The organism is Telluria sp. ZB4P37, assembly GCF_059685855.1.
Genome location: NZ_JCASID010000019.1, coordinates 41,398 through 68,296 on the forward strand (window position 1 = coordinate 41,398; position 26,899 = coordinate 68,296).

The 26,899-nt window shown below is 62.3% G+C and carries 25 protein-coding genes; 12 read left to right on the forward strand and 13 right to left on the reverse strand.

Features of this window, described 5'->3' with window-relative positions; translation table 11 throughout:
• Window positions 1-2 precede the first annotated feature (2 nt).
• Both AC56K1_RS21210 and AC56K1_RS21215 read right to left on the reverse strand, forming a co-directional pair.
• Window positions 3-1,865 carry an Hsp70 family protein gene (locus AC56K1_RS21210; RefSeq protein WP_497159765.1) on the reverse strand — a complete coding sequence of 621 codons (1,863 nt, stop codon included), beginning with the start codon at window positions 1,863-1,865 and terminating at the stop codon, window positions 3-5.
• A complete protein-coding gene (locus AC56K1_RS21215; protein ID WP_497159766.1) occupies window positions 1,862-2,446 on the reverse strand; it encodes a DUF2760 domain-containing protein in 585 nt (194 codons plus the stop codon). The genes AC56K1_RS21210 and AC56K1_RS21215 overlap by 4 nt, the downstream gene beginning before the upstream one ends.
• A gap of 219 nt (window positions 2,447-2,665) precedes the next feature.
• On the opposite strand from AC56K1_RS21215, the gene AC56K1_RS21220 reads away from it, so the two are divergent.
• Together AC56K1_RS21220 and AC56K1_RS21225 are read left to right on the forward strand one after the other, a co-directional pair.
• Window positions 2,666-2,863, forward strand: a complete 198-nt coding sequence (locus AC56K1_RS21220) for a hypothetical protein (protein ID WP_497159767.1) — start codon at window positions 2,666-2,668, stop codon at window positions 2,861-2,863.
• Window positions 2,864-2,995: 132 nt separating this feature from the next.
• Entirely contained in the window at window positions 2,996-3,382 is a 387-nt protein-coding gene (locus AC56K1_RS21225; protein ID WP_497159768.1) for a VOC family protein, read from the forward strand.
• A 15-nt stretch (window positions 3,383-3,397) separates the two neighbouring features.
• Here the strand turns inward: AC56K1_RS21225 and AC56K1_RS21230 are convergent, their stop codons facing one another.
• Window positions 3,398-4,297, reverse strand: a complete 900-nt coding sequence (locus AC56K1_RS21230) for a DUF2145 domain-containing protein (protein WP_497159769.1) — start codon at window positions 4,295-4,297, stop codon at window positions 3,398-3,400.
• Entirely contained in the window at window positions 4,297-4,758 is a 462-nt protein-coding gene (locus AC56K1_RS21235) for a hypothetical protein (protein ID WP_497159770.1), read from the reverse strand. The genes AC56K1_RS21230 and AC56K1_RS21235 overlap by 1 nt, the downstream gene beginning before the upstream one ends.
• Window positions 4,759-4,993: 235 nt before the next feature.
• Here AC56K1_RS21235 and AC56K1_RS21240 point away from each other — a divergent pair, with 235 nt between their 5' ends.
• Window positions 4,994-6,082, forward strand: a complete 1,089-nt coding sequence (locus tag AC56K1_RS21240) for an endonuclease/exonuclease/phosphatase family protein (RefSeq protein ID WP_497159771.1) — start codon at window positions 4,994-4,996, stop codon at window positions 6,080-6,082.
• A 129-nt stretch (window positions 6,083-6,211) separates the two neighbouring features.
• Here AC56K1_RS21240 and hepT read toward each other — a convergent pair whose 3' ends face one another.
• Together hepT and AC56K1_RS21250 are read right to left on the reverse strand one after the other, a co-directional pair.
• Entirely contained in the window at window positions 6,212-6,628 is a 417-nt protein-coding gene (gene hepT, locus AC56K1_RS21245) for a type VII toxin-antitoxin system HepT family RNase toxin (protein ID WP_497159772.1), read from the reverse strand.
• A gap of 16 nt (window positions 6,629-6,644) precedes the next feature.
• The gene (locus AC56K1_RS21250) at window positions 6,645-7,883 is read right to left on the reverse strand and encodes a putative Na+/H+ antiporter (RefSeq protein ID WP_497159773.1); all 1,239 of its coding nucleotides are present in this window, start codon (window positions 7,881-7,883) and stop codon (window positions 6,645-6,647) included.
• Between the two features lie 228 nt (window positions 7,884-8,111).
• Between AC56K1_RS21250 and imuA the strand changes: the two genes are divergently transcribed.
• From imuA to AC56K1_RS21265, 3 genes are all read left to right on the forward strand, one after another.
• On the forward strand, window positions 8,112-8,819 hold the full coding sequence (imuA, locus tag AC56K1_RS21255; protein WP_497159774.1) for a translesion DNA synthesis-associated protein ImuA: 708 nt from the start codon (window positions 8,112-8,114) through the stop codon (window positions 8,817-8,819).
• On the forward strand, window positions 8,749-10,323 hold the full coding sequence (locus AC56K1_RS21260; protein ID WP_497159775.1) for a Y-family DNA polymerase: 1,575 nt from the start codon (window positions 8,749-8,751) through the stop codon (window positions 10,321-10,323). The genes imuA and AC56K1_RS21260 overlap by 71 nt, the downstream gene beginning before the upstream one ends.
• A 169-nt stretch (window positions 10,324-10,492) precedes the next feature.
• The gene (locus AC56K1_RS21265; protein WP_497159776.1) at window positions 10,493-10,921 is read left to right on the forward strand and encodes a response regulator; all 429 of its coding nucleotides are present in this window, start codon (window positions 10,493-10,495) and stop codon (window positions 10,919-10,921) included.
• Between the two features lie 54 nt (window positions 10,922-10,975).
• On the opposite strand, the gene AC56K1_RS21270 is transcribed toward AC56K1_RS21265, so the two are convergent.
• Together AC56K1_RS21270 and AC56K1_RS21275 are read right to left on the reverse strand one after the other, a co-directional pair.
• The gene (locus tag AC56K1_RS21270; protein ID WP_497159777.1) at window positions 10,976-13,372 is read right to left on the reverse strand and encodes a hybrid sensor histidine kinase/response regulator; all 2,397 of its coding nucleotides are present in this window, start codon (window positions 13,370-13,372) and stop codon (window positions 10,976-10,978) included.
• A gap of 27 nt (window positions 13,373-13,399) precedes the next feature.
• Window positions 13,400-14,104 (reverse strand): GNAT family N-acetyltransferase, encoded by a 705-nt coding sequence (locus AC56K1_RS21275; RefSeq protein WP_497159778.1) that lies wholly within the window; start codon window positions 14,102-14,104, stop codon window positions 13,400-13,402.
• 97 nt (window positions 14,105-14,201) lie between these two features.
• Here AC56K1_RS21275 and AC56K1_RS21280 point away from each other — a divergent pair, with 97 nt between their 5' ends.
• The gene (locus AC56K1_RS21280; protein ID WP_497159779.1) at window positions 14,202-14,435 is read left to right on the forward strand and encodes a hypothetical protein; all 234 of its coding nucleotides are present in this window, start codon (window positions 14,202-14,204) and stop codon (window positions 14,433-14,435) included.
• Window positions 14,436-14,451: 16 nt separating this feature from the next.
• Here AC56K1_RS21280 and arfB read toward each other — a convergent pair whose 3' ends face one another.
• Complete coding sequence (gene arfB, locus AC56K1_RS21285; RefSeq protein WP_497159789.1) at window positions 14,452-14,850, reverse strand: alternative ribosome rescue aminoacyl-tRNA hydrolase ArfB; 399 nt, start codon at window positions 14,848-14,850, stop codon at window positions 14,452-14,454.
• A gap of 185 nt (window positions 14,851-15,035) precedes the next feature.
• Here arfB and AC56K1_RS21290 point away from each other — a divergent pair, with 185 nt between their 5' ends.
• A complete protein-coding gene (locus AC56K1_RS21290) occupies window positions 15,036-17,420 on the forward strand; it encodes a putative bifunctional diguanylate cyclase/phosphodiesterase (protein WP_497159780.1) in 2,385 nt (794 codons plus the stop codon).
• Here AC56K1_RS21290 and AC56K1_RS21295 read toward each other — a convergent pair.
• On the reverse strand, window positions 17,417-18,529 hold the full coding sequence (locus AC56K1_RS21295) for a metallophosphoesterase (protein WP_497159781.1): 1,113 nt from the start codon (window positions 18,527-18,529) through the stop codon (window positions 17,417-17,419). The genes AC56K1_RS21290 and AC56K1_RS21295 overlap by 4 nt on opposite strands.
• A 523-nt stretch (window positions 18,530-19,052) precedes the next feature.
• On the opposite strand from AC56K1_RS21295, the gene AC56K1_RS21300 reads away from it, so the two are divergent.
• Window positions 19,053-19,517: an Hsp20 family protein gene (locus tag AC56K1_RS21300; protein WP_497159782.1), complete on the forward strand. Its 465-nt coding sequence runs from the start codon at window positions 19,053-19,055 to the stop codon at window positions 19,515-19,517.
• A 160-nt stretch (window positions 19,518-19,677) separates the two neighbouring features.
• Here the strand turns inward: AC56K1_RS21300 and AC56K1_RS21305 are convergent, their stop codons facing one another.
• The 3 genes from AC56K1_RS21305 to AC56K1_RS21315 all read right to left on the reverse strand — a co-directional run bounded on the left by AC56K1_RS21305 (window position 19,678) and on the right by AC56K1_RS21315 (window position 23,289).
• Complete coding sequence (locus AC56K1_RS21305) at window positions 19,678-20,796, reverse strand: PIN domain-containing protein (RefSeq protein ID WP_497159783.1); 1,119 nt, start codon at window positions 20,794-20,796, stop codon at window positions 19,678-19,680.
• Window positions 20,793-21,752, reverse strand: a complete 960-nt coding sequence (locus tag AC56K1_RS21310; RefSeq protein ID WP_497159784.1) for a hypothetical protein — start codon at window positions 21,750-21,752, stop codon at window positions 20,793-20,795. The genes AC56K1_RS21305 and AC56K1_RS21310 overlap by 4 nt, the downstream gene beginning before the upstream one ends.
• Window positions 21,753-22,599: 847 nt before the next feature.
• The gene (locus AC56K1_RS21315; protein WP_497159785.1) at window positions 22,600-23,289 is read right to left on the reverse strand and encodes a hypothetical protein; all 690 of its coding nucleotides are present in this window, start codon (window positions 23,287-23,289) and stop codon (window positions 22,600-22,602) included.
• 319 nt (window positions 23,290-23,608) lie between these two features.
• On the opposite strand from AC56K1_RS21315, the gene AC56K1_RS21320 reads away from it, so the two are divergent.
• The 3 genes from AC56K1_RS21320 (at window position 23,609) to AC56K1_RS21330 (ending at window position 26,491) form a co-directional block, all read left to right on the forward strand.
• Window positions 23,609-24,631 carry an IS110 family RNA-guided transposase gene (locus AC56K1_RS21320; protein ID WP_497159786.1) on the forward strand — a complete coding sequence of 341 codons (1,023 nt, stop codon included), beginning with the start codon at window positions 23,609-23,611 and terminating at the stop codon, window positions 24,629-24,631.
• A gap of 378 nt (window positions 24,632-25,009) precedes the next feature.
• On the forward strand, window positions 25,010-26,035 hold the full coding sequence (locus tag AC56K1_RS21325; protein WP_497159787.1) for an IS110 family RNA-guided transposase: 1,026 nt from the start codon (window positions 25,010-25,012) through the stop codon (window positions 26,033-26,035).
• A gap of 204 nt (window positions 26,036-26,239) precedes the next feature.
• A complete protein-coding gene (locus AC56K1_RS21330) occupies window positions 26,240-26,491 on the forward strand; it encodes a hypothetical protein (RefSeq protein ID WP_497159788.1) in 252 nt (83 codons plus the stop codon).
• Window positions 26,492-26,899 lie beyond the last annotated feature (408 nt).

Consider the following 26,899-nt stretch of genomic DNA (forward strand, 5'->3'; position numbering starts at 1 on the left):
TGTTACTGCGGCGCGCTGCGGACGTCGAACTCGATCTTCCAGCGCTGGCCATCGCGCGCAACAGCGGCCAGTTCCAGCGTGCCGGTGTCCGTGGCCAGCGCATGCAGCTTGACCTGCACCACGTCGCCCGCCACGCGGCCCTCTGCCGGCAGGGTCGCCTGGATTTCATGCAGTTCCTGCAGTTCGTCCGGGCCCCAGAATTCCAGCACTTCGCCGATGCGGTCCTGGCGGCGCGTCGTGGAGCCGAAGAAGCGGAAGGTGACCGGCTCGCCCACCACCAGGCCGAATTCCTGGCCCGGCAGTTCGAGTTCGCTGCCTTCTTCCATGCCGAAGGGCGCCACGCACAGCGCCTCGATCGGCGGCTCCATGCCGGGAATGGCCGGCATCGACGATTCCACGCCCACGTAATACGACCGGGCCGTGCCGCCGCGGATGCGCACGCCGCCGCCACGGCGCGCATAGCTGTAATAGGCTGCGCCGCGCGCCACTGCCAGGTCGAGGTCCGCGCCTTCCAACATGCGTGCGGGCTGGGCCCCTTCCATGTACAGCCAGTCGTTGATGGTGTCGATCACGCGCTGGGACAGGATGGCGGACTTGAACACGCCGCCGTTGAACAGCACCGCGCTCGGATGCAGGAAGCTGTGCTCGGCGCTGCCCGGGCCGTCCTCGTGGCCGCCGAAGCCTTCGAGTTCCGCGGTGGCGCCGGCCTGGCGTGCCAGGAAGGCGGCCAGGTGGCGGGTGATGGCGGCGTCCTGGGCGTAGGGCAGGCCGACCTGGGTCAGGCCGGCGCGGGTGCGCACCGCTGGCCGGCTCGATGCTTCGACACGCGGGAAGAAGCCGTCGAGGATGAAGGTGGTGACTTCCTCGCGCGTGAGTTCGGTGCGGATCGAGCCGCCGATCAGCTTCGAGCCGCGGCTCGGCACGACGATCGGCCAGGTGGTCGCCTCGGCGTCGGCCAGCAGGTGTTCCTTGGCGCTGCGGCAGCCGTAGGTGAGGGCGCGCATCTGCCAGGAGTCGAGCTGGGTGCCGCCCGCTTGCAGCTTGCGCGCCACCAGGTGGGCCAGCGCAAGGTCCATGTTGTCGCCGCCCAGCAGGATATGGTCGCCCACGGCCACGCGGTGCGGTTCGAGCTTGCCCTCGCGTTCGAGGATGGCGATCAGCGAGAAGTCGCTGGTGCCGCCTCCGACGTCGACCACCAGCACGATGTCGCCGGCCTTGACCTGCTTGCGCCAGGCGCCGCCGCTGCCCTGGATCCAGCTGTACAGGGCCGCCTGCGGCTCTTCCAGCAAGGTCGGTGCGAAGCCGGCGGCGCGCGCGGCTTCCGCGGTGAGTTCGCGTGCGCCCGGGTCGAACGAGGCGGGGATGGTGACGGTGACCTGCTGCTGCTCGAAGGGCGCATCCGGATGCGCCGCGTTCCATGCCTGGGCCAGGTGCGCCAGGTAGCGGGTGGAGGCCTCGAGTGGCGAGACGCGCGTGACTTCTTCCGGCGCGTCGTGCGGCAGGATAGCGGCGCGGCGGTCCACGCTCGGGTGGCTCAGCCAGCTCTTGGCCGAGGACACCAGCCGGATCGGGGTGGTGGCGCCGCGGCTGCGCGCCATCTCGCCGGCGATGCTGGTGTCACCCTCGGCACTCCAGGGCAGCGCCAGTTCGCCCGGCGCCAGTTCGTCCGGGTGCGGCAGGTAGAGGAAGGATGGCAGCAGCGGCAGGGCTTCGACCGTGCCCGGCGCGGTCAGTTGCGGGATGGCGAGCACGCCGTCGAGGGTCTTTTCGCCGTCGCTGGCCTCCAGGTCCACATACGACAGGGCGCTGTGGGTGGTGCCCAGGTCGATGCCGATGGCGTAGCGTGCATTCTGTGCGTCGCTCACAGTTCCACCTCCGCCGGGGCCAGCACGCGCGCGTCGTGCTTCTCGGCCAGCTGCGGCAGCTGGACCTTCGCGGCGCGCCAGCCGCGGTGAGACAGCGTGCCCTTGAACGGCGCCGCGCCGACCACGTTGCCGGTCAGGCGCACGCTGGCGGCGTCGAAGCCTTCTTCCAGGGTGATGCGGGTTCCCTCGGCTTCGGCGCGCACCGGTTCGATCGTGAAGTGCTCGCGCAGCACGCGCGCGCAGCCTTCGTGCACGACGCGGGCCGCGGCGCCGATCTCGGCGTCGGAATAGGCGGCCAGGTTTTCGTGGGCGAAGTCGATCAGGCGCGCTTCGCGCTGGAACAAAGTCAATAGCTGCAGTGCCGATTCGGCGGTCGGGGCGCGTAGCGTCGGTGCGGCTGGCACCGGCGCCGGCGCAGGTGCAGGCGCCGGGGCGGGCGCGGGAGCGGGAGCGGCCACGGGACCGACCCCGTCATCGCGCACGCGCGCGGCGAATTCGGCGTCGCCCAGCGACTTGAAGAAACTGCCAAAAGCGATCGAGAGCCGGCTCCAGAAGGAGGGCAGGTTGGATGGTGTGCGCATTCTTGATCTTCTGTAGGGTGAGGGACGGGCGGGCTGTCAGACGGCCTCGGGGCCGACGTCCGGAAAACGCGCATGATACCAGTTCAGGCAAGAGCAGCGCACGCGCAGCGCCGTCAAGATAGTTGATTTGTGAATGACGATCATCATGGATGGCAATTTGATTTCTATCTCAAAGGGCGCATACTGGAGGTATCCAAATTTCTGCCTGTGAGGAATATCATGTCCCATGCCCTGCCAGCCTCGACCAATGTTGCCAGTATCGCCCTCGACTTCATCCAGGGCCTGTTCAGCCGTCCATCGCCGGCCGCTTTGCGCCGCGCCGATGCCGGCGACGTCTGGGCGCTCTACAGCATGAGCCGCGGACGCGATTCGGTCTCGCCTGCCGTCCTGCGCAAGCTGGCCGACAAGGCAGCGTAAGCACCGTAGCAAGGCCAGCCCAAACAGCCCCGCTTGATGTGGGGCTTTTTCTTGTCATAAAGCTTTCAGTAGTGCGCTATGCGCGGGCGGTTCGCAGTAGGCTATCCGCTCATATCTCCTATGGAGGCGATCATGTTGTCCACTGCGGAAGCAATTGCAACGGTCGGGGTGCGCGATATCGCGAGGGCAAGGGAGTTCTACAGCACGGTGCTGGGATTGCAGGAAGGCGAAGCGGGCGATTGCACCCAGGGCGAGGTCCTGTCCTTCCAGAGCGGGAATTCCCGGATCTATGTCTACCGGTCCGAGTTCGCCGGCAGCAACGGGACCACCGCCATTACCTGGGATGTCGGCGAGCAGATCGAGGAAATCGTCGTCGACCTGAAATCGAAAGGCGCCATCTTCGAGCGCTACAACATGGAAGGCATGCGGCTGGAAGGCGACGTCCACGTCGGCAGCGGGATGAAGGTCGCGTGGCTGAAAGACCCGGACGGCAATATCCTGAGCATCGCGGGCAAATAAACCAGGCTCGAGGGCCTACGGTGCCAGGCTGATCACTTCATCGCCCGACTGTGGCTCGCAGCTCGCACCGATCGGCTCCCAGCCGCGGCGCACGACGATGCGGCGGCTGTCATGGCACAGCTCCACGCGCCGCGCCTGCGGCGCCTGGCGGCGCACGAACTCCTCGATCGAGGCCGGCACGCTCACGTGCAGCGCCAGCGCGTGCGCATCTTCCACCGGGTGGTCGTTCATGTGCACCAGCGGCAGGAACTGCCCGGCAAACATCATCCAGTGCGAGGGAATCCTGACCGGCCCGGCGGTATAGCCCCGGGTGCGCAGCCAGGCCTGTGCATCCTCGCGCGCATGCGCCTGGCCGTCGAGGCGGCCCCAGGCGCTGGCGATCAGCTCGGCCACCCAGCCGTTGCAGTTCTGGTAGCGGGTGCCGTAGGCATAGGCATTGGCGCTGTATTGGCCGGACAGCAGGGCCAGGCCCAGGCGCTTGTCCAGCGCGGCCGCTTCCAGCAGCGCGCCGTTTTCGTCGGGCAAAAACAGCAGCGCGATATGGCCGCGCGCAGGAGCATCGGCCCCGAGCGCGAAACCGGCCACGCCCTGGTCGAACAGGCGCGGGCGCGACTCGTCGCAGGCGTAGTAGAGCTGGCGCACGGCCCAGGGCCCGCCCGGATTGTCGCGCAGGGCGATGCCGGCGTGGGAATACAACTGGCCGAAACGGCTCAGGTCCAGGCCGGCGCGCGCGATCAGCGCCACGCCGGCGCCGGAACGCTCGAGCTCACCCTTGACCGCGCCGGCGAAGCGCAGTACCCGGTCCTGGTCGGCGGCGCTGATGTCGAGCGAGCGTTCGCAGAAGGTGGGCAGCCCGGCCGTTGCGCTTGCGCTCGCGGCCAGCAGGAGCGCAGCGGCGGCAGGGCGAAGAAACATCAGATCGTGACCTTGCGCGAGCCGAGGTCGCGGTACCAGTCGTCCTGCAGCGCCAGGAAGAAGGAGCGTTTGGTATCGGCGTGGGCGAATTCATAGCCGTAGACACGCTCGCTTACCTGCACCAGCTCGCCCGAGGCCACGGGGCGCTGCGCCAGGGCGCGGTTCGGCACGTCGAGGTAGAACTCGCGCGCCGGACCAGCCGCGGCGCGCAGGGTCATGCGGGTGGTGTCCAGCTTGGCCGGGGCCTGGGCGACATCGATCACACGGTAGTTGCCGGCCGCCACTTTCTTGTCGTCGCCGGAGCTGTTGCTGGAGCTGCCGATCGAGTCGGAGATGCTGCCCGACGAGGCCGACCCCGCGCTGGACGCCGAGGAGGTGAAGCTGGTGGCGTGGCTTGGGGCGGCGCAGGCGGCTGCGAAGGCTGCCAGGCAGAGCGCGCGGGAAAAGTGGGTGAAGTTCATGGAGATCTTTCGTGGGAAAAACTAGATGGCGCCTATGGTACAAGCCCGCTTGACCCTTGAGAAGGCAGGCTGGGGTGGTTTGTGTAAGTAGCTGTAATAAGAACCTAAGCAAGGGCAGGGTTCGCATAATCGTATGCGTTTACGCACGCTAGCGCACAGACCGCCGCTCCGGGAGGCGGCATACTCAGCCCATCGCAATTTTGTGATGAGCTCATTAACTGCCTCCGAGACTGCCATGCTACCTATTTTCGCGATCCTCGTTGCCCTGATCGTGCTGGCAACGCTGCTGCCGCTGCTACGCAATCCAGTGTGGTGGATTCGCGACTGGGATTTCCCGCGCCTGCAACTGGCGATTCTTTCCGTCCTGGTACTGACCGGACAATTCGTGTTCATGGATTGGCAAGAGCCGGCATTCCAGCTTTTGGTGGTTGCCAACGCCGCCTGCCTGGTCTACCAGGCGTGGTGGATCATTCCATACACAAAACTCTTTCCCCAGGAAGTCAAGGTCTCGGTAGTGGCCGAGTCGAGCCGCCAGTTCCGTATCCTGACGGCAAACGTGCTGACCCCGAACCGCAATACCGATGGCCTGATCGCCCTGATCCGGGAGCACCAGCCGGATATCTTCGTCACGCTGGAAACGGATGCATGGTGGCAGGAAAGGCTGGATGTGCTCGACGCGGACTATCCGTATTCGGTCAAGTGCCCGCTCGATAATTTATATGGCATGCATGTGTATTCCCGGCTGCCGCTGGAGGACAGCAAGCTGCAGTTCCTGGTCGAGGACGACATACCGTCGATCCATACGCTGGTCCAGCTGGAGTCGGGAAAGAAAGTGCGCATGCATTTCCTGCACCCGACGCCGCCCAGCCCGACGGAACACGAGGAGTCCACCCAGCGCGATGCCGAACTGCTGGTGGTCGCCAAGAGCGTGGCCGAAGCCGGCCACGACACGCCGGTCATCGTGGCGGGCGACCTGAACGACGTGGCGTGGTCGACCACGACCCGGCTGTTCCGCAAGATCAGCGGCCTGCTCGACCCGCGTATCGGGCGCGGCATGTTCAATTCCTTCCATGCCGATTACTGGTTTGCCCGCTGGCCGCTCGACCACCTGTTCCACAGCGAGCATTTCACCCTGTCCTTCATCCAGCGGCTTCCTTCGTTTGGCTCGGATCATTTCGCGATGCTGGTCGAGCTTACCTACGACGCCGCACGCGGCGCGGAGCAGGAGGGCCTGGCCGCGGACGAGGAAGACCGCGCGCTGGCCGAGGAAAAGATTGCCGCCGAAGGCGTGGAAGTGGACGACGTGCACGAGCCGCAGGCGTGATGCTTATTGAGCCTGCGGGAGGCGCAGGGACGGCGGCCTGTCTCCCATGAGATGCCACTTGGGCAAGGCCTGTAACGCATATTGCTGCGGCTCTTGCAGGTTCATGGCACCCCGGCAGGCAGTAGGCGCCTAGGCCGTCGTGGCGCCGCTCACCAGTGCCCCCGCATACATCGTGAAATCGTCCAGCCCACGCTTGATGATGGTAACCAGCGCCGGCAGCGGGGCTTCCTGGTAATCCCATTCGGCGCGGCAGAATTCGCCGGTGCGCTTGAGGTCTTCGGCCAGGGTGGCCTCGATCCAGCCGTGCTCGGCCAGCAGGGTAATGACTTCGCGCTCGTCGTGGGGCAGGCCGAGCCTGGCGTTGCCGATCACGTAGTCGCCCATCTCGATGGCGGCTTCCCAGGCGCGGATCACGTTGAGGGTGGCCGCATCCTGGCGCGTGAGGTCGCTCGCAAAAGTGGTCGGGTCCTTCTCGTATTCGTCGCGCGCGCGCCGGCAGCAGCGTTCGATGGTGCCGGCCTTGCTGACCAGGATGTCGTCGTCCATTGCTTACTCCCTCAAGCTAGATCAGGAACATGGCTGCCGCCACGCAGGTAGGGCCCAGCGCCCCCAGGAACAGTCCGCCCATGCCGATCGACCCGTGCTCGAAGCCCGCGCGCAGCAGGGCGGCGCCGGCCGGGTTGGGGGCGTTGGCGATGACGGTCAGCCCGCCGCCGCCGACCGCGCCGGCCACCAGCATGTATTTGGCTTCGGTCGACAATCCCTCGATCAGCGAGCCGAGATAGGTCAGGGCTGCATTATCGGTGATTGCCGTCAAGGCCAGCGCGCCGAAGAACAGTGCGGTCGGCTCCAGGCTCGAGACCAGCGGCTGCAGCCACCACTGCTGCATGCCGCCCAGGACCACCAGCCCGGCCAGGAAAAAGCCCACCAGCAGGCCTTCCTTCAGGATCAGCGGCGACTGGTGCTTCGGATAGGCCTGGGTATAGCCGAGGAAGAGCAGGAACAGGCCGATGAACAGCACCGGGTGGTGTGCGAACAGCACCACGCCGGCCAGCAGGGCGAGGTGGACGAGGGAGATCAGCCAGGGCATGCGCACGTCCGCGACGGTATCGGCCGGCGCCAGGCGCCGCCGCAGCAGCACGGTGACGACGGTGGCGTTGAAGACCACCGCGACCGCCGCACGCCAGCCGAATGTGCTGGCCATGAAGGCGCTGTCCCAGCCCCAGGCCCCGGCCACCATCAGTACCGGCGGGGCGGCGTAGGAAGTGAGGGTGCCGCCGATCGAGACGTTTACGAACAGCACGCCCAGCGCGCCGTACTTGAGGGGTTCCGGAATCCCGGGGCGGAACACCTGGGGCGCGAGCATCAGGGCGGCCAGGGTCATGGCGGCCGGTTCCGTGATCAGGGAACCGCTCAGCGGCACCAGCGCCAGGCCGAGCCAGCACAGGGCCACCTCGGTGCGCACCGGGGCCAGATTGGCCAGGAAGGCCAGCAGGTCGCGCACGGCATCGAGCACCGGCCGCGAGGCCGCGATCACCATCACCACGAACACGAACAGCGGCTCGGTGTAGTGGCGCGATTCGGCGTAGCCAATGGCCGCGTCGCCGCCTGCCAGCAGCGCCATGGCCAGCACCAGCACGAAGGCCCAGAAACCGAACACCACCTCGACTTCGCCCAGCAGGTGGAACAGGCCGGCGTGGCGCGGATGGCGCCGGGCCAGCGAGTGGAACAGTTTGGTGGAAAACGTATGGACCAGGGCAATCGCGAACAGGACGGCGCCGACGAGCTGGAGCGAGGTCACGGGCGGGCTCCGTGGGGTGCGGGAAACAGGATGGTCATTGTCTGGATGTAAATGGACGAGCCACCATTATTTCATGTTTCGCTGGCACGGCCGGGTTTTCCGGAGGTGGCGCGGGTATAAGTTTTGTCAATACCAGTGGCTTGACTGGTATGTCCAAAATGAATACATCTTGCCAAATCCAAAACGAACGAGTACTGTACGTTCATACAGTACTTTTGCCAGATCATCATGAACTGCTCACCTCATTTGGCGGCGCCCGAGTCCTTGCATCCTTCGCTCTGGCGCGCATCGCAACTGGCGCATGCCGGCACGCGCTGCGTCGACACCGGGCATGCGGCATTGTCGTCCCAGCTGCCCGGCGGCGGCTGGCCGGTCGGCACGCTCGTCGAACTCTTGCAGCAGCAACCCGGCATCGGCGAAATGCGCCTGCTGCGCCCGGCCCTGCAAGCCTGCGCCGAGCGCCGCATCGTCCTGCTGCAGCCGCCCCATGCACCGCAAGCCCTGGCGCTGGCCGCGCTGGGCCTGCCGCCTTCGCAACTGTTGTGGATCCGCACCAGCCGTAGTGCGGACGCGCTGTGGGCGGCCGAGCAGGTGCTGCGCAGCGGCAGTTGCGGCGCGCTGCTGTTCTGGGCCGGCCATGCCCGCGGCGAAAGCCTGCGCCGCCTGCACATGGCGGCGCAAAACGGCGAAACCCTGTTTTTCATGCTCCGCCCGCTGGCTGCGGCGCAAGACGCTTCGCCTGCGCCCCTGCGCCTCGCGCTGCGCCCGGCGGCCGGCGGCATGAACATCGGTTTCGTCAAACGCCGGGGACCGCAGCGCGACGCGCCGCTGTTCCTGCCCCTTACTCCTTCTTTACTGCAACGACATGCGTTTGTGGATCGGCCTGTCCCTGCCCCAGTTACCGCTCGAAGTCTTCAGCCCCAACTGGTGCAGTGACCCGGGCAGTGTCGTGCTGGAACAAGAACGCGTACTGGCGCTGTCGCCGGCGGCGCGGGCGGCCGGCGTCCTGCCCGGCATGCGGCGCGGCGGGGTGCTCATGCTCCTGCCCGAAGCGCGCCTGTACGAGCGCAGCGCCGCGCGCGAGGCCGAGGCCCTGAACGCGGTCGCGCTGGCAATGCTGCAATACACGCCGCAGGTGGCGCAAGACGAAGAGGCGACGCTGTTAATGGACATCGGCGCCAGCCTGCGCCTGTTCGGCGGCATCCGCGCACTGTGCGCGCGGGTGCGCGCCAATGTGCGGACGCTCGGGTTTACCGCCTCGGTCAGTTGCGCACCGACGGCGCGGGCGGCTTGGCTGCTGGCGCGGCGCAGTGGCTATGGCCTTGGTGGCCATGGTGGCGGCGGCAATGGCGGCAATGCCGGCGGTGGCAATAGCGGCGGTGCCAGGGGCGGCGCTGTCCGAAGGGGCTGCCGCACGGTAAAGATGGCTTCGCTCGAACGCCGCCTCGACCGCCTGCCGGTGGCGCTGCTGCTGCCCGCCCGTCCCTACCTGGCCTGGTTCGACGGCATCGGCTGCGAACGCCTGGGCGAGCTGCGGCGCCTGCCGCGTCCCGGGCTGCAGCGGCGCTGCGGGCGGGCGCTGCTCGATACCCTCGATGCGGCCTATGGCATGTGCCCGGAGCTGTTCGAATGGATCGTGCCGCCCGAAAGCTTCCGGGCGCGGCTCGAATTGTTCGACCGCATCGAGCAGGCCGACCTGCTGCTGGCGGGCGCCCACCATCTGGTGCTGCAGCTGGTCGGCTGGCTGTGTGCGCGCCAGCTCGCGGTAGAGCGCATCACCCTGCTGATCGAGCACGAGCGCGGCCGGGTGGCAATGCCCCCGACCCCGCTCGAGATCCTGCTGGCCGAACCCACCTGGCGCGACGAGCACCTGGTGCGCCTGCTCAAGGAGCGGCTGGCCAAGCTGGAGCTGCCGGCGCCGGTCATCGGGCTGGTACTCGAAGCGCAGCAGGTGAGGGCGATGGCGCCGCCGACCGAGTCGCTGTTTCCCGAGCCTGGCGGCACCGAGGAAGACCGGATGCGCATGCTCGAACTGCTGGTGGCGCGCCTGGGCGCAGACAATGTCCTGCAGGCCTTGCCGCAGGCCGACTACCGCCCCGAAGTCGCCAACGAATGGGTGCCGGTGCAGCAAAAGGTGCGCGCAGCCGAACGCGCCGCGCGCCTGCCGCCGAACGTGGCAAGCCTGCCGCGCCCGAGCTGGCTGCTGGCCAAGCCGATCGCGCTGCTGATGCGCGACCACCGGCCGTTCTACGGCTCCCCTTTGAAGGTCGCCTCCACCCCCGAGCGCATCGAGGCCGGCTGGTGGAGCGAGACCCAAACGCGCGACTATTTCATTGCCGAAGGGAAAGACCATGCGCTGTACTGGATCTACCGCGAGCGCATGGTCGGCGGCGGCGAGGATGCCGAGCCGCGCTGGTATTTGCATGGCTTGTTCGGCTAGGTCCGGCGCCTGGCCGGAGGGAAGGCATAGCGCGAGGCACTCATGCAATCCGTAAAGCGGGCGACGCGATCCCGTGCATTGGCCGATACTAGGGGCATGTGTTCGCACGCCGTGTGCGAACAACCATGACATCAGTGGAGGTCGCGTGTTCGGATCACTGAACAGTCGCATGTTTAGCGGCACAGGGCGCCCGCCCAGTTCATCCTGGGGCGTGCAATCGTTTGGGCAGGATGAAGGAGCGAAGGCCGGCACCGTCCGCAAGGTATTGGTCGTCGATGACGAGGCCGACGTCGCGGACCTGGCCGAAATCCTGCTGTCGGCACACGGCCTCGATACCCTCGTTGCCTATTCCGCCGCGCAGGCACTCGACCTGCTCGCCAGGCATCCCGACATCGACGCAGTCGTGTCGGACGTCATGATGCCCGGCATGAACGGCCTCGAACTGGCGGACCAGATCGGCAGGCGCTATCCGCAAGTCAAGATCGTGCTGGCTTCAGGCTATATGGCGCCCGGCATGGTCGACGGCCAGCACTTGACGCAGCTGTTCATCGCCAAGCCCTATCGTATAGACCAGCTCATCAAGCTGCTGCAGACCTGAAGCCGGGAGCCGGCAAGGCCAGCCTGCAGCCCAGGCTACAGGCGGCAGCGGATGTCAGGCCCGCACGGTCGCGAAAATCGCCTTGAGCTTGTCCAGCTCCAGCGGCTTGACGAAATGGTGGTCGAAGCCGACCGCCCGCGACAGGATCCGGTCATGCGCCTGGCCATAGCCGGTCAGGGCGACGAACAGCGCGTGCCTGGTGACCGGGTCGGCGCGCAGGCGCCGCGCCAGTTCATAGCCATCCATTTCCGGCAGGCCGATGTCGAGGATGAAGACCTGCGGTGGATCCTCTTTTGCGGCAGCAATTGCATCGTGCGGATGCGACTGCACGGCGACCTGGTGCCCCTGCGCTTCCAGCAGGACCGCCAGCGATTCGGCGGCATCCACGTTGTCGTCGACGATCATCACGCGCCGCGGCAGGGCGCTTGCAGCATCCTCGCCACCGGCGGCATCCGGCCGCCCGTCCTGTCTGGCTGCCAGGGCCGGCAGCGAAATGGTGAAGGTGCTGCCCATGCCCGGCCCGGCGCTGTCCGCGGTCACCGTCCCGCCGTGCAGGGTCACCATGGTTTTTACCAGCGCCAGGCCGATGCCGAGCCCGCCCTGGGCGCGGTCCGGCGTGCGTTCGGCCTGGGTGAACAGGTCGAAGACTTGCGGCAGCAGGGGGCTGTCGATGCCGATGCCGTTGTCGGCCACGCTGATCCGGACCATCCCCGCCTCGGCATGCACGGCCAGGGTGATCTCGCCGCCCTGGGGCGTGTACTTCGCGGCATTGTTGAGCAGGTTGACGATGACTTGCACCAGCCGGGTGCGGTCGGCGTGGACGGTGGAATGCGCCGCTTCCAGGCGCACCGTCAGCGAATGGTGGCGCGTCTCGATGAGCGGCCGCGACTGCTCGACGGCGCTCGATACCGCCGCCTCGACGTCGATCGCTTCCTTTTCCAGATGCACCAGGCCGCGCGTCACGCGCGAGACGTCGAGCAGGTCGTCCACCAGCGAGGTCATGTGCTTGACCTGGCGGCTGATGACTTCGCTCGCCTTGCGGGTGCGGGCGTCGTCGCCGGCCGTCATGCGCAGCATTTCGGCCGCCGTGCTGATCGGCGCCAGAGGATTGCGCAGCTCGTGCGCCAGCATCGCCAGGAATTCGTCTTTCTTGCGGTTTGCTTCGCGCAGTTCCAGTTCGGCCTGGTAGCGCTCGGTCACGTCCACCGTTACGCCGCGCATGCGCGCAGGGCGGCCCTCGCCGTCGTACTGCACCTTGCCGCGGCTGTCGGCCCAGATCTGGCGGCCATTGTCGGGGCGGATGAAGCGCACGACTTCCTGGTAGGAGCCGGTTTCTTCGACTGCCTGCCGGTGTGCGGCGGAGATCTTCTCGCGGTCATCCGGATGGAGGAATCTTGCGATCGAGCCCATCGTTTCCGGAACGTAGCCAAGCACCAGGCCGATATTGTCGGAGTACACCAGCTTGCCTGTTTGCAGGTTCCAGTCCCACACCACCATCTTGGCCGCATCCATGCCGTCGCGCAGGCGCTCGTCGCTTTCACGCTTGGCCGCCTGGGCCTCCACCGCCTCGGTGACGTCATAGCCCTGGGCGAAAATGCCGATCGTGCTGCCGTACTGGTCGCGGTAGGGTTCGTACACCAGGTCGACATAACGCTGGATAAACAGGCCGTTGCGCTCGGGCTGGACCGCAAGCGGCATGGCACGCGTCACCCAGGCTTCCCCGGTGGTGTACACGCGGTCGAGGAATTCCTCGTAGCCCTGGCCGGCCACTTCCGGCAGCGCTTCCCAGACCGCTTTCCCGACCAGTTCGCGGTGCCCGACCAGCTGGTAATAGGCTTCGTTCACCATCTCGAACACATGCTTCGGCCCCATCAGCACCGCCACGAAGCCGGGCGCCTGGTTGAACAGGCTGCGCAGGTGCTCGCGCTCGTTGTTCAGGATGCGCGACAGGGCTTCGTGCATCTGGGCGCGGTTGAAGTTTTCGGCATGGTTGCTGCTCGGAGGCGTCAGCTGGAGCGTGGCCACCTGCGACTGCTCGTCGAAGCGGTACAGCTCGGTCACGTCGACCGGATTCTGCACGACCATGAACGGCTTGCCGTCCGCGCCCATTACCGGAGTGTGCACGGTGCTCCAGTAGCGTTCCTCGAATTTCTTGCCGGTGGGCGTGTCGATCTCCACCGCATAGCGCACGAACGCGGTCGTGTCCGGCTCGCCCTTGGCGAGGGCGCGCAGGAGCGACGCTTTTACTTCCGTGATGTCGGTGGCTTCCGGATTATCCGGGTCTTCGGGGAAGGCGTCGAACACATAGCGCCCGACAATGTCTTCCTCGGTGCGCTGCACCGTACGCAAATAGGCGCCGCTGGCGCCGATGATCGTCAGGTCTGGCGCCATCACCAGGTAGGGGTAGGGAGAGGCGCGGAACAGGGCCTGGTAGTCGCTGAGTGTCATCATCCGCAAATTGTCGCACGGATCGACGGTTCAGCCGGCCGGCGCCACCCGTGCCAGGTGCAGCTGGCGCCGCACCGCAAAGCCCAGCGATTCATAGAGCGCCACCGCACTGCGGTTGCTCGGGTAGACGTGCAGGAAAGGAATGCTGCCGCGGTCGATGATGCGGCGCATCTTGTCGATCATCAGATGGCGCGCGTAGGCCTTGCCGCGGTGATCCGGATGCACGCACACGGCGCTTACTTCCACCAAACCGCCAAGTCGCATGCGCTCGCCCGTCATGGCCGCCAGCATGCCGCCGTGGCGCATGCCCAGGAATTCGCCCAGCTGGTGGGTGCGGGTCGAGAACGGCCCGGGATTGGTCAGCGTGGCCAGGGCCAGCATATGGGCCGCATCGGCCTCGCCCAGCACCTCGAAACGGATCGCGGCCGGGCCTGGATCGCGCGTGGCGACCATCTGCCAGACCGGGTCGAGCGGCGTGACGGCGAAGCCGGGCGGCGCATCGACCCTTGCGGCCGTTACCAGCATCGCCGCTTCGCCCGGCGCGAGCAGCTCGCCCAGGGCCGTCCAGGCGGCCGGGCCGGCGCTTTCCAACGCGGCGAAGGGGCCGTATTCGCGCGGATAGCGCCGCGCCGGCCCGGCGCCAACTGCCAGCGCCCGGTGGCCGCTGACGAGCGCCGACCAGACCGGGTTGTCGAGCGCGGCAAGCATCGAAGGAGAGAGGTCGAAGGTGTCCATGCAAGCTGGTGACAAGGATGGGTTGGATGCCGGCCGGCCCCGCGCGCCGGCCGGCATGCTATTGTTGAACTTTCCATATTACCGCGATGAGCCCGTGATGGATTATACCGAGCTGCTGTTTGCCTACCATGTGCGCGAGCTGGCCATGAAGCGCCTGGTGCACGAGACCCCGGAAGGCCTTTCGCCCGAGGCGGCAACCCGCTACATGTTCGAGCGCTTCGAGCCCACCGTCATCGGCGTGGTGCGGGAATTGCAGAACGTTGCCGACATGGTGGCGAAAGCCGCGCCCGGTGCGGCTGCCGGGCCCGGCACGGACGCACCCGCCGCCTGAAGCGGCTAGTCAAAGCTTACTCGGTCACCTTGCCGCGCAAGGCCTTGACCAGCCCGCTGCGCGCTTTGCCGTCGAGCCGGCGCCGCTGCGAGCCGCGCGTCGGCCGGGTAGGACGGCGCACCGCCTGTACCTCGGCGGCCTGGTCCACCAGCGCCTGCAGCCGCTGCAGGGCGTCTTCCTTGTTCTGTTCGAGGCTGCGCGAGGCCTGGGCCTTGAGCACCACCACGCCTTCGCGCGTGATGCGGCTGTCGCGCATCTCCAGCAGGCGCGCCTTGACATAGTCGGGCAGCGACGAGGCCGCGACATCGAAGCGCGCGTGCACCGCGCACGACACCTTGTTGACGTTCTGGCCGCCCGGCCCCTGGGCCCGGATGGCGCTGAACTGGACTTCCCCCGGATCGATTACCGCCGCCATCATGCATCCTTGCTTGCCTGGGGCCGCAGCTTGCCGCCCATGCCGCCATTCTAATGCCGTACTGGAAATGTACCCCGCGCACGGCAGCGACAGGTCCCGCCCCGTATTTACGGGCTGCGGTATGATGGTGCTGCCGGCCGACGGTTCCATGGCGGAAGCGCCGGCGCGGCAATACAGGCGGAACCGTGAACCTCTCACCCATGCCTTTGGCAGTCTTCGTGGTAGATGCGGCAGGCAAGCTGGCGAGCTGGAACAAGGCTTGCGAGAAGCTGGCCGGCTACAGCATGGCGGACATCCACGGCGGCACGCTCGATTCGCTCCTCGAATTCAAGGACCCGCCCGGGGCGGCGCCCACGATCGCCGAGCGCGCGGACGTCGAGTCCGAGGGCACGCTCAAATGCGCCGACGGCCGCAAGCTGGCCGTACGCGTCATGGTGGCCCAGCAATTACTCGATCCCGAACAACCCTGCACCTACAGCGTCATCGTCATTCCTCATCCTGGCCAGGTCCCGCCGCGCTACTCCCTGATCCAGGACCTGGCGGTCACCGACTTCATCGACGCGCTGCCGTGCGTGTTCTACGTCATCGACCAGAGCGGCCACCTGCTCCTGTGGAACCACCAGCTCGAAGATGCGCTCGAAAGGTCGACCGAAGAAATGCCGACCTCCGACGTCCAGTTCTTTTTCGACGAGGTCGATCGTCCCGCCATCCTGGCAAAGATTCTGAGCGCCTTCGAGGATGGCGGGTCCTCCCACGAAGCCGAGCTGATCGGCAAGAACGGCAAGCGCACCACCTTCCTGTTCCATTGTGCGCGCACCAGCCTGGGGAACCTGCCTGCCGTTGTTGGAACCGGACTTGATATTACGGCGCGCAAGCGCGCCGAGCACGGCTTGCGGGTGCGCGAGCGCGCCATCTATTCGAGCATCAACGCCATCGTCATCACCCATTGCGAATCGGGCGAGCACCGCATCGAATACGTCAACCCGGCCTTCGAGGCGCTCACCGGCTACGAGCTGGCCGAGATCAAGGGCCGCGATCCGCGCTTCATGCGCATCGAGAACTGCGACGTACACGAACACCAGCGCATTGCCGAGGCGCTCAAGCGCAAGGAAAGCGTGCGCTCGGTGCTGCGCAACCGGCGCAAGAACGGCGAGATCTTCTGGAACGACCTGCGCATCGACCCGGTGGCCAACGTCGACGGCGAGGTCACGCACTTCGTCGGGGTGATCAACGACATCACCGAAGCGCGCCACTACGAGCGGCGCCTGCACTACCTGGCCCACCACGACCCGCTCACCGGCCTGGCCAACCGCACCCTGCTGCAAGAGCGCCTCAAGACCGCGGTGGAATTCGCAGCGGGCAGCGGCAGGCTCGGCGCGCTGGCCTTCCTCGACCTGGACAACTTCAAGCACATCAACGACAATTTCGGCCATGACGCGGGCGACCTGGTGCTGCGCGAAGTGGCGGGGCGCCTGCGCGAAAGCATGCGCGAGGACGACACCGTGGCGCGTGTCGGCGGCGACGAGTTCGTGCTGGTCATCTGCAACCAGCCCAGCCACGACCGCATTGCCGAGCTGGTCGAGCGAGTGCGCCGCAGCGTGAACGCGCCGATCGCCTGGGACGGCCAGGAAATCATCCCCGGCACCAGCATCGGCGTGAGCGTGTTCCCCGAAGACGGGGACACGGCCGAGAAGGTCATGCGGGCCGCGGACGCCGCGATGTATCACGCGAAAACACTCGGCAAGAACAACTTCCAGTTTTATTCCGCGCGCCTGAACCAGATCGTGCACGAGCACCTGATGCTGGAGGCGAACCTGGCGCGTGCGATCCGCGACCACGAGCTGGTGCTGGGCTACCAGCCGAAGGTCGACCTCAAGACCGGCAAGGTGGTCGGGGCCGAAGCTCTGGTGCGCTGGAACCATCCGACCGAGGGCCTGATCCAGCCGGACCGCTTCATCCCGGTCGCCGAAGAGACGGGGCTCATTGTGCCGATGGGAGAATGGGTGATCGACGAAGCTTGCGGTGCGCTCGCGGCCCTGCGCGAACTTGGCATCGGAAGCTTCATCATTTCGGTCAACCTGTCGGCGCGCCAGTTACGCCAGCGCGATTTCGTCAAGCGGCTCGCGATAACCCTGGAACGTCACGGAGTCGAACCTGGTAACCTCGAGCTCGAAGTCACGGAAAGCCAGCTGATGGACCAGCCGGCCGAGGCCATGGAAGCACTGGCCAACCTGAAATCGCTCGGCGTGCGCCTGTCGATCGACGACTTCGGCACCGGCTACTCCAGCCTGAGCTACCTGCAGAAATTCCCGGTCGACTTCATCAAGATCGACCGCTCCTTCCTCGGCGACGTCGCCCACGACGGCCATGCCGTCATCACCCGCGCCATCATCGCGCTCGGGCACAACCTCAAGATGAAAGTGATCGCCGAAGGCGTCGAGACGCGCGAGCAGCTCACCTTCCTGCGCGAGCACGACTGCGACCAGATGCAGGGGTTTTATTTCAGCCCGGCGCTGAGCCAGGAAACGCTGCAAAAACTGGTCTGCAGCGGTGCACGCCTGTCCGATTAAGGCCGCGGCGCGCGCAGCGTCAGCTTGACGATCTCGCCCGGCTGCCACAGGCGCATGCGCGGCCCCCAGCTGCCCGCGCCGCGCGTGACATACAAGGTCATGCCGTCAATGTCGTATGCGCCCGCGTATCTCGGAAAGCGGTGCTGCACCGCATAGCTGAACGGCCAGATTTGCCCGCCATGCGTATGCCCCGACAACATCAGGTCCACCCCGCGCGCCTTCGCTTCCTCGACAACGGCGCCGGCCGGAATGTGCGCCATCAGGATGGTTGCCGTATCGGTCGGCTCGGGCAGGGTGCGCGCCAGGCCCTTGATCAGGCCGCCGCCGCGGCGCATCCGCGCGCCGATATCCTCGAGCCCCGCCAGCACCAGGCCCGGGGCCAGCTCCACTTTCCGGTCGCGCAGCCACTGCACGCCGCCTTGCTCGAACTCGCGCACGGTGCTCTCTGCGTCGCCATAGAATTCGTGGTTGCCCGTCACCGCCCAGACGCCCAGCGGCGCGCGCAGGGCGCGCAGGGCAGGGGCCAGTTGCGCTTCGCCGACCGGATTGTCCTCGACCTGGTCGCCCAGCATCAGCACCGCCGCCGGCTGCAGCGCGTTGATTTGCGCGACGCGCTGCGCCAGCCATGCCGAGCGGCGCTGCGCGCCCAGGTGGATGTCGCTCAGCGCCACGATGACGGTGCCGTCCAGCGCTTGTGGCAGGTCTTTCAGCACGACCTCCTGTGCGACGATGACCGGGGCGCGCATGCCCTGGTACAGGGCAAAAGCGGTGAGCAGCAGGCCCGCGACGGCAGCCAGGGCGCGCACCTTCTGCGCCTGGGCGCGCCACCAGAAGCCGAAGCCGGTGAGCAGGTCGGCGGCCAGCAGCGGCAGCGCCATCACGACCAGGATGCCGAGCCAGGTCAGTGCGAACTGCCCCGGCCACCAGCGCCAGTCGAGCGCCTCGTCGCCGATCCGCACGCCGGCGAAATACAGCAGCCACACGGCGCAAGCCCCGATCCACCATGCCCGCGCGGGGATGCGGCTCTGGATCGCGTCGATCGAATACAGGCGCGCGCTAAGGTAGAGGTGCAGCAGGGTGCCGACGATGTTGAGGACGATCGAGAACATGGGGCCAGGGTTCGTGAAACAGGCCGTCACGGTAGCGTAAATCCGGGAAGCGCGTGCGCCAGGAGGCGATCGCGGGCGCACGGGGGCAGGATGTCACCAGAGCACGGGCTTGCGATGTAATATGAACAAAATTTGCAAAAAAGCTTTGAAATCCATATTTTAAATGCCTTGAAAGTCGCCTGGCATGGCACTAGATTGGAGTCACCGGATGCTCACGATGAGGTCCGGCAACTTATCGCTTAACTTTACAAGGATACTGATCATGCGTACTTTCGACCTGACTCCCCTCTACCTGCGAGTATGGAGAATAAAATAGCCGATTTTCACTGTATGACTCACTGTAACCTACTGAATGCGCTCAAGATTTTTTGGTATGATCAGTAAGTTGTGCGACAAGTAGTGTCGGTTATGCACATTAATAAGCCAAAAATCTTAGATAACGCCAATTGGGCGACATCGCACGTACTGGACGCTCAATCGAGGTCCGTTAATTTATCGCTTAACTTTTATGAGGATATTTACCATGCGTACTTTTGATCTAACCCCATTCCAAAGGTCGGCCATCGGCTTTGATCGGCTGTTCGCGGCTCTTGAATCGCAGCGCGGGGAGGGGCAACCGAGCTACCCACCCTACAACATCGAGCTTGTCAGCGATGACACTTACCGCATTGTCATGGCTCTGGCCGGCTTCGACCGGAATGAAGTGGAAATTGTGACCGAACGCGACGTTCTTCAAGTCGTCGGGCGCAAGCAAAAAGATGCGCAGGAGCGGACTTTCCTTCATCGCGGAATTGCGGCTCGCGATTTCGAGCAGCGCTTCCAGCTGGCGAACCACGTCAAGGTCACTGGCGCCACCTTCGAGAACGGTATGCTGACCATTGACCTAGTTCGCGAAGTTCCTGAAGCTCTCAAGCCGCGCAAGATTGAGATTAGTAACGGGGCGGCGGTTGGTAACGTTCAACAGATCGAGCAGCGTCAGGCCGCTTAAGCGGTACTGTTTGGCAAACAAAAGGGCGCACAAGCGCCCTTTTGTACTTCTTGACATCTCCAGCTGCGTGCCTCTCTAGTAGACTTGCATAACCGGGACTTTCGTAAAACCACACTCTTCCTCAGTCCCCCGAAACAAGTTGGTACGTCATCACCACATATTAGGTATCGAGCATATCCCACTCGTCACCAAGCACCCAGCGTAAAGCAGAAAGCTTTCCGTTGATCATTCCCCACTCAAAGTCGGTCCAAGGCCCAAGTTCATCGGAACCAAATTCCTCTTCGGCGCTTCTCATTGCGGCGATCATCCCTTCCCATATGGTATCCACCATGAGATTGCATCGATCTTCAAGTGTGGCTAGATCCCAAACTTCTTTCGATACAAGCTTTTCCTTTCCGCTTTCGACACGATCGATAATCCCCCATTTTCTTCCGTACCAAATTTGTGTCATGAGTTTGTTCTCAGCCTCGAGCAATTCAGAGAGCTGTCGTGAATCCTGACTGTACTCGCGCTCAAATCTAGTCTCTTCTATGAGCTCACCCGCAAACTCGCTTAGCAAACCGCTGAGGTTCGTTTCGTATCGCGACCTCACCCCATCAAAATAGGATGCTAGATCGTCGTGAGGAAGCCGCGTGTCCCCACCCTTTTGGCTGAAGTCGTGCGTATTGTGAGTGATGAATGCAAATACATCCTCAGCGCTGCGGCCATAAAACGCATCAATGTAGGTTTCGATAATGATTGCATCCCCCATCCCGTTCATCTGTCTATGGAAAGGCGCAACCTTGGCAATAGCCCGATCTGCTGCACGGATCTTGAAAGGGTCACTGATGGGAACTGGGGCTGTCCCAGCGAAAAGGTTTTCGATGATATCCACAGCTTCATTCACCGCTTCTCCGGCCGAAACAATCCGGTGATCTACTTCATTTAATTGAGCAAGCGTGGCCGCACGTCCCTCTTCAGGCGCAAACTGAACGATTGCCTCTTTAACTCGCTTGAAATGACTAGACAGACTGGCGCGACTTGCGGCCATTACTCGCTCACGATTTCGCGCGAACTCGTCTATGACGATCTGAGGCACAATGAGTACCACTTGACCATTTCGTACCATGGTGGAAAGCGCATCAAGAAGCGGAAGCTGGCGATGATCCTTAGTAAGGTCGAGCCATACTGAGGTATCGATAAGTAGATTTAAACTCATTTTTTTCCTAACTGTCAATGCGTGGATGCGAACGCCGTCTGAGAATTTAGCACCCGCTGCAGCCAGTAAATCGACTCTCATTCAGCCATCACCTTGTCGTACTTATACCGGCAATAACTACACATTCCATCGAGGTCTTGCTCGTCAAGCGAGAGGGGTTCCTCACAAGCGGAACATTGGGTGTATTCCAGTCCTCCTTCGCAAGCCACGCAGCACCCTTCGTCCAGAACATAGGTCTCCTTGTCGCACTGCCGGCAGGTTCCATACGGGGACTCGCCTCCATCCTTGATGCTCATATAGGCGTCGGCCGAAAGAAGTTCGTCTACGCAATGTTCAACAATGTCGTCAAACACGAAATCTTCACTGCACGACTTGCAGCGTAAATTGATCGCCGGATATTGATCATCGGCGAACGGAGCTTCGATCAATGCCGAGCCGCATTGAGGACAACGAAAGTGAATAAGGCAGTGTTCGATCGCCGTATATTTCCAGTCGATCTTTTTTAAAGATTCTTGACAGGCGACTTTCTCAGCCAAATAGACCTCACTGGTCTTTAGAAGAACCTGCCAGCATTCTGTACCTAAGAGATCTTGAACATCTTGCCGTAATGCGTTTTGTGAGAAGTCTCGGATTAGAAGGAATGATTTTGCGACCATCTCGCGAACGGCGTCTGGGGTCACTTTCGCGTAGTAGTGTTCGATCTCGTTACGCAAATTAGTAATCTCTTCGACGCGCTTCCAGTCTACATCCACTTTCATCGCAGTCAATCGTTCTCGAATTTGGAAGACGTCGACAGTCTTTCGTCCCTTGCTTAAGAAAATGAGGTTGCCGGCCGCATCTGCGCCTGGAAGCAGATCCTTCTTAATCAACAGTTCCTTGTCCGAAGGTGGCGATAGCTCGCAGAGCTTCGTCTTGAACAGCAATAGGAGTCCTGCCGCAATATTCCGCATCGCCGAAACGCCGCGCCTTTCGTCATCGCTGTCGAAGTCTTCTACACCTACTTGGATCGATTCCACAGCGTTCTTAAGTAATGACATTTCGCCCCTCGTTGTGTTGAAAGTATCTTAGGCTGGAAGTGGATTGCCAGTATGAATGATGGTCAGCGACTTTGCCCCACGGGTCGTGGCCACATACAGGTCCTTAACGTCGAGACCGTCTGCGTCCAAAATGACTGCATGATCGTACTCTAAGCCCTTTACTAGCAATGTCGTGCCTATTAGCTTTGTGTGGCGGATTGGCCTGCCGGTATGCCTCATATCACTTTGATAGCGCCTTGCAGAGTCAGATAGGGTTTCCCCCTCACCGTCAATGTGCATCCTCAAAACGTTCATGAAACGGTAGAATAGGTCACGTCGATAGGGGGACGTTGCTGGATTTTCCTTTAACTCCAGGAAGAACGCTCTCAGGTTTTTCGTGGTTGGTCGAGCCGATGCAGACCGCGGAGTTCACGATACTGCAACAACCATTCTCCTAGTGCCGCAAATGGGACTGGTAAAAGCAAAAATACTATCCAACCCAACGCTGATTGTGGAAGAGTGGGCCATGCCAAGAACAAATGCGGCAACAACATCAAAAGGCTCATGACGCAGTAGAGAAGAAAGAGAAACAGGTTGCGCATACTGGTGGAGAGCTTGATTAGATCGTTGGGTCCGTGTATGGCCGGAGGTGGCCGTTCAGCTCAGCATAACAGGTCGCCAAGGCTGAAAAATCGCAGACTGTCACGAAGGGCCGGATCCGACCCATAGCGGACCTTTGCTGGCTTAAATACCAGCTCATCTCCGAGTGGGAGGATATCATCGAATTGCTGAAGGCTCGCTTCCGCCCGGATAAGGAGTAGGACAGCGAAGTCAGCACACGGTCGTGCCCCCTATTTCCGCTCAATAGCTACGGTGCAGAAATGAAGCGCACAAACCTCTCGCCGTAATGTGTAGTTCGCGACTCGAGCGCGCCAGACCCTTCAATCTCCGCGCGCACGGACAGTGTTTGATGGATTATCCCGCCTGTTTGAAGATCGCGGACAAGATTACTTACCGTGTCTTCCCGTACGATCAAATCTGGCATGCAGAGGGCGATAACGGCCCATACGCTCGTAAAGCTACCGCTGGATGCTAGGCAACCATTTATCATTATCCATTTTCGAGGATCGTTAAGAAGTCCGAGCAAGCGCAAATGTGACGGCGTGAATTGATCAATGAGATGGATAAAGGCCATCTGCTCATCTTCATCTATCGAAGAGAATCTTACTGAATTAAGTATCGCATTTCGCAGCGCGTCGAGTTTGCTCTGTTGATGGCTACGGATAGCGATGTTAGATGCTTGAATCGCCATCGTAATAAACGCCGCATTCTCGGCGAGTTTCTCAGGCGTCAGATCATCGACCGTTTGCTGTAACTCCATCAATGCACGCGCAAGCTCTTGCATCCATTTTTCTTTGCGCTTTTCCAGCGGGGCGGAAAAAACAGTTTCGAACAATACCTGAAGTGGGCCACCAACAGCCGGCACCGCTGAAATCAGTCCTCTAGCCATATCGTGCGCAACATCGCCCGGTGTTCTTGTTGTAGGCAGTTGGTCCATTGCTTTCCCTTGTTTCAATGATTGAAGTTAATGAATCGCAGCCAACGATCCATTGTCAGGTAGTTCTGGGTAGGTCGTCCGCATGTACTCAGATGCCTGCTCCGCGGTGTCCATCTCGATCAAGACCGATGCTTCTCATCTGGGCGCTGCGGCAGCAGCACGAACTGGTGTTCATCACTAGCCAAATGACTGCGTGTGGCCGGTCGCACACGGATTGTAGCGGCCGCTTTCAATGGGATGGACGCCCCCACCCGTAACGGCATCAGATGTGCCAAAGTGGAAGTGTCAACCAACCACTTGAGTCGAGGGGGGCGTCACCATGAAGATTACGACAATCGGCATCGATTTGGCGAAGAACGTGTTTCAGATTCATGGAGTTGATGCGCATGGCAAAGCAGTACTTAAGAAACAGATCAAACGAGAAGAGATGGCGATCTTCTTCGCCAATCTGGCGCCGTGTCTGATCGGAATGGAAGCATGCGGCGGGGCTCATTACTGGGCCCGGAAGCTGCAGAGCCAGGGTCACACAGTCAAGCTCATGGCACCGCAGTTTGTTAAGCCATACGTCAAGACCAACAAGCATGACGCGGCTGATGCGGAAGCAATTTGCGAAGCGGTAACCCGTCCGACGATGCGCTTCGTTCCGGTCAAGCATGTTGAACAGCAGTCAGTCCTGGCGTTGCACCGAGCTCGACAGGGTATGGTCAGAGCCCGTACTGCACAGGCAAACCAGATCCGCGGCCTACTAGCCGAATTCGGACTAGTCGTCCCTCAAGGCATCACGCATCTATATCAACGTGTACCGCTGCTGCTAGAGCAAGCGAAAGACGAGCTACCTGGCCTATTCCGACAACTAATGCAGCGTCTCATGGCGCATCTGAAAGTACTCGACCGGCAAGTAGATGAGATGGAGCTCGAGATTCAGATGTGGCATCGTTCGAACCCATTGTCGCGCAAGCTGGAAAAGATTCCCGGCATTGGACCCCTCACAGCAAGTGCCGTGGTTGCATCAGTAGGCGATGCGAAAAGCTTTGACAACGGGCGGCAGCTCGCAGCGTGGCTTGGACTGGTGCCCAAACAGCATTCCAGCGGAGGCAGGCCAACATTGCTGGGGATGAGCAAGCGAGGAGATTGCTACCTTCGAACATTACTGATTCACGGTGCTAGAGCCGTGATTTACGCGCTCAAGCGTAAGCCACCAACTACAGGATGGCTTGCCAACTTACTGGCACGACGCGACAAGAATATTGTCGCTGTCGCTTTGGCGAACAAGAATGCACGAATCATCTGGGCGCTTCTGGCCCAGGATCGAGAATTCCGGTCTGATTACGCAACACCGTAATCAGACCGGTGAGCGGCGACGAAATAAAGAGGCTGTAGGCAGATCAAACCACCGATTGCTCAGGCAAACACGAAGTGATGGCAAGGCAGGTAAGACCATAGTCGGCAAAGCCCGTTTGGGTCGGAGCATAAAAAATGCGCGCTTTCGATTGGGGCGCCGACTAGCAAATCCCATCAGGGACCGTAGCAGTTACTGCTGCACCAAAGTCCGGATGTACGGGTGCAATCTTTACCTTCTGCTTATCATGGAACGAATGCTTGGCAAACCGGGGGCGTCCATGTACGACCCAAAGCAATGGGATGGACTCCTCCTCCCCTGAGGGCACGTAAGTGCCAAACTGGAGTTTCCACACTACCAGTTTGAAAGAAGGAGTCCGTCATGAAGCTTATCCGCGTTGGGGTCGACTTGGCAAAGAATGTCTTTCAGTTGCACGGTGTAGACCGTTCGGAAAAGACCGTTTGGCGGCGCAAGCTGGTTCGTGGTGACTGGATAAAGGCACTGCTGGACAGTATCGAGCCGGGCTGCGTGATCGGGATGGAAGCGTGTAGCGGCGCGCACCACTGGGCCCGACTGCTACAGGCAAAGGGATACACGGTAAAGCTGATCGCTCCGCAGTTCGTTAAGCCCTACGTCAAGAGCAACAAGAACGACGCAAACGATGCCGAAGCGATCTGTGAAGCGATGAGCCGGCCGAGTATGCGTTTTGTCGCAGTTAAAACCGTCGAGCAGCAGGATATTCAGGCCGTACACCGGGTGCGATCGGGTCTAATGGATCAGCGCAAGGCGAAGGCCAACCAGCTGCGGGGTCTGGCGTCCGAATATGGATTGGTGGCGCCAAGAGAACTGTTGCACTTGAGGTCGGCAATTCCGCGCTGGCTTGAGGATCAGGAAAACGGGTTGAGTGAACGCTTTCGTCGGCTCTTGCGTGGGCTGTGGCGAGATCTGCTGGCTTTCGACGAACGTATCGAAGAACTCGACCGGGAGATCGAACAGCTTGCTCGGCAAGACCCACTGGCTGTACGTCTGCAGCAAGTGCGTGGGATCGGCCCCCTCACTGCAACGGCTCTGCTGGCAACGGTAGGGGACGCCAGCCAATTTGCCAGCGGCCGAGAGATGGCTGCTTCGTTTGGGCTTACGCCCAAACAAAACAGCTCGGGCGGAAAGGAACGATTGCTTGGCATTAGCAAGCGCGGCGACGCTTATCTGCGCAGTTTGCTCGTGCATGGAGCCCGAGCGGTCATCCGAACCGCACAAGCAAAGACGGATCGATTAAGCACCTGGGTAATGCGCATTGCGATGACGCGACACCCGAATATTGCCGCGGTGGCGTTGGCGAACAAGACTGCGCGCATCGCCTGGGCAATGCTGACCAAAGGGACCAATTACCAACCTCAAGCTGCGTAGCACAGCTGTAGAAGTACTTGAAGAAGTATCCGAACCACGATTGCATGACAAGCCGCATGATGGCCAACAGGTCGAACCGGCGCTGACGAAACCCGATAAGGTCTGAGGCCTTCGAGCCCGTCAAAGCGATAGGGAGTCAGCGCGCGAATAGCCCATCAGGGTCCAGCACCTGAAGCAGGTGCAGCGGTACGAGACCGGATATACGTGAGCAGTCGTACCTCACGGCCTGAAGACGGATTGTTTGCAAACGAGGAGGAGTCCATATACAGACCTTCGGTGGGGAATTTGTTAAGTGCTCGCGCGGTTTGTTCCTTTCATGCGACCTGCCCGGTGATACCGTACGACTGCCATGCCGAGCAAGACGATCACGAAGTAAAAGGCAACATCAATGATGAAGCCGCTTACGAACAGCTCGTCTTCAGGCGCGAGTTTTCGCTCTACGGAAACACCTGGTAGATCAAACAAGTACGCAAGAGGAAAACCACCCTTTAGTACCGGCTTATAGATCGAATCACCGTACTGGATTAGTTCGGGACCTACTCGCTCAAATAATACCGATAGGAGTGTCAGTATTATTGCAGAGACGAGGGCGTAAGCTGTCTGACTTAATTTGACTCGACGAGACATATACTGTCCATTGGTTATGCTTCACTCTTCAACTGTCTGTGATTGGCAGAGGACGGCCGTTCAACCAGCATAGTAGGTCGCCAGGATGGAAAAATCTCGCACAGTGACTAAGGACGGGATCCGACCCGAAGCAATGGGATGGACTCCTCCTCCCCCTGAGGGCACGTTAGTGCCAAACTGGAGTTTCCACACAACCGGTTCGGAAAGAAGGAGTCCACCATGAAGCTTATCCGCGTT

Bases quoted from the DNA above. Each gene is read 5' to 3' on its own strand.
- AC56K1_RS21215 (WP_497159766.1), bottom strand. From the start codon at position 2,446: ATGCGCACACCATCCAACCTGCCCTCCTTCTGGAGCCGGCTCTCGATC.
- AC56K1_RS21220 (WP_497159767.1), top strand. From the start codon at position 2,666: ATGTCCCATGCCCTGCCAGCCTCGACCAATGTTGCCAGTATCGCCCTC.
- AC56K1_RS21225 (WP_497159768.1), top strand. From the start codon at position 2,996: ATGTTGTCCACTGCGGAAGCAATTGCAACGGTCGGGGTGCGCGATATC.
- AC56K1_RS21230 (WP_497159769.1), bottom strand. From the start codon at position 4,297: ATGTTTCTTCGCCCTGCCGCCGCTGCGCTCCTGCTGGCCGCGAGCGCA.
- AC56K1_RS21235 (WP_497159770.1), bottom strand. From the start codon at position 4,758: ATGAACTTCACCCACTTTTCCCGCGCGCTCTGCCTGGCAGCCTTCGCA.
- AC56K1_RS21240 (WP_497159771.1), top strand. From the start codon at position 4,994: ATGCTACCTATTTTCGCGATCCTCGTTGCCCTGATCGTGCTGGCAACG.
- hepT (WP_497159772.1), bottom strand. From the start codon at position 6,628: ATGGACGACGACATCCTGGTCAGCAAGGCCGGCACCATCGAACGCTGC.
- imuA (WP_497159774.1), top strand. From the start codon at position 8,112: ATGAACTGCTCACCTCATTTGGCGGCGCCCGAGTCCTTGCATCCTTCG.
- AC56K1_RS21260 (WP_497159775.1), top strand. From the start codon at position 8,749: ATGCGTTTGTGGATCGGCCTGTCCCTGCCCCAGTTACCGCTCGAAGTC.
- AC56K1_RS21265 (WP_497159776.1), top strand. From the start codon at position 10,493: ATGTTTAGCGGCACAGGGCGCCCGCCCAGTTCATCCTGGGGCGTGCAA.
- AC56K1_RS21270 (WP_497159777.1), bottom strand. From the start codon at position 13,372: ATGATGACACTCAGCGACTACCAGGCCCTGTTCCGCGCCTCTCCCTAC.
- AC56K1_RS21275 (WP_497159778.1), bottom strand. From the start codon at position 14,104: ATGGACACCTTCGACCTCTCTCCTTCGATGCTTGCCGCGCTCGACAAC.
- AC56K1_RS21280 (WP_497159779.1), top strand. From the start codon at position 14,202: ATGGATTATACCGAGCTGCTGTTTGCCTACCATGTGCGCGAGCTGGCC.
- arfB (WP_497159789.1), bottom strand. From the start codon at position 14,850: ATGGCGGCGGTAATCGATCCGGGGGAAGTCCAGTTCAGCGCCATCCGG.
- AC56K1_RS21295 (WP_497159781.1), bottom strand. From the start codon at position 18,529: ATGTTCTCGATCGTCCTCAACATCGTCGGCACCCTGCTGCACCTCTAC.
- AC56K1_RS21300 (WP_497159782.1), top strand. From the start codon at position 19,053: ATGCGTACTTTTGATCTAACCCCATTCCAAAGGTCGGCCATCGGCTTT.
- AC56K1_RS21305 (WP_497159783.1), bottom strand. From the start codon at position 20,796: ATGAGAGTCGATTTACTGGCTGCAGCGGGTGCTAAATTCTCAGACGGC.
- AC56K1_RS21310 (WP_497159784.1), bottom strand. From the start codon at position 21,752: ATGTCATTACTTAAGAACGCTGTGGAATCGATCCAAGTAGGTGTAGAA.
- AC56K1_RS21315 (WP_497159785.1), bottom strand. From the start codon at position 23,289: ATGGACCAACTGCCTACAACAAGAACACCGGGCGATGTTGCGCACGAT.
- AC56K1_RS21320 (WP_497159786.1), top strand. From the start codon at position 23,609: ATGAAGATTACGACAATCGGCATCGATTTGGCGAAGAACGTGTTTCAG.
- AC56K1_RS21325 (WP_497159787.1), top strand. From the start codon at position 25,010: ATGAAGCTTATCCGCGTTGGGGTCGACTTGGCAAAGAATGTCTTTCAG.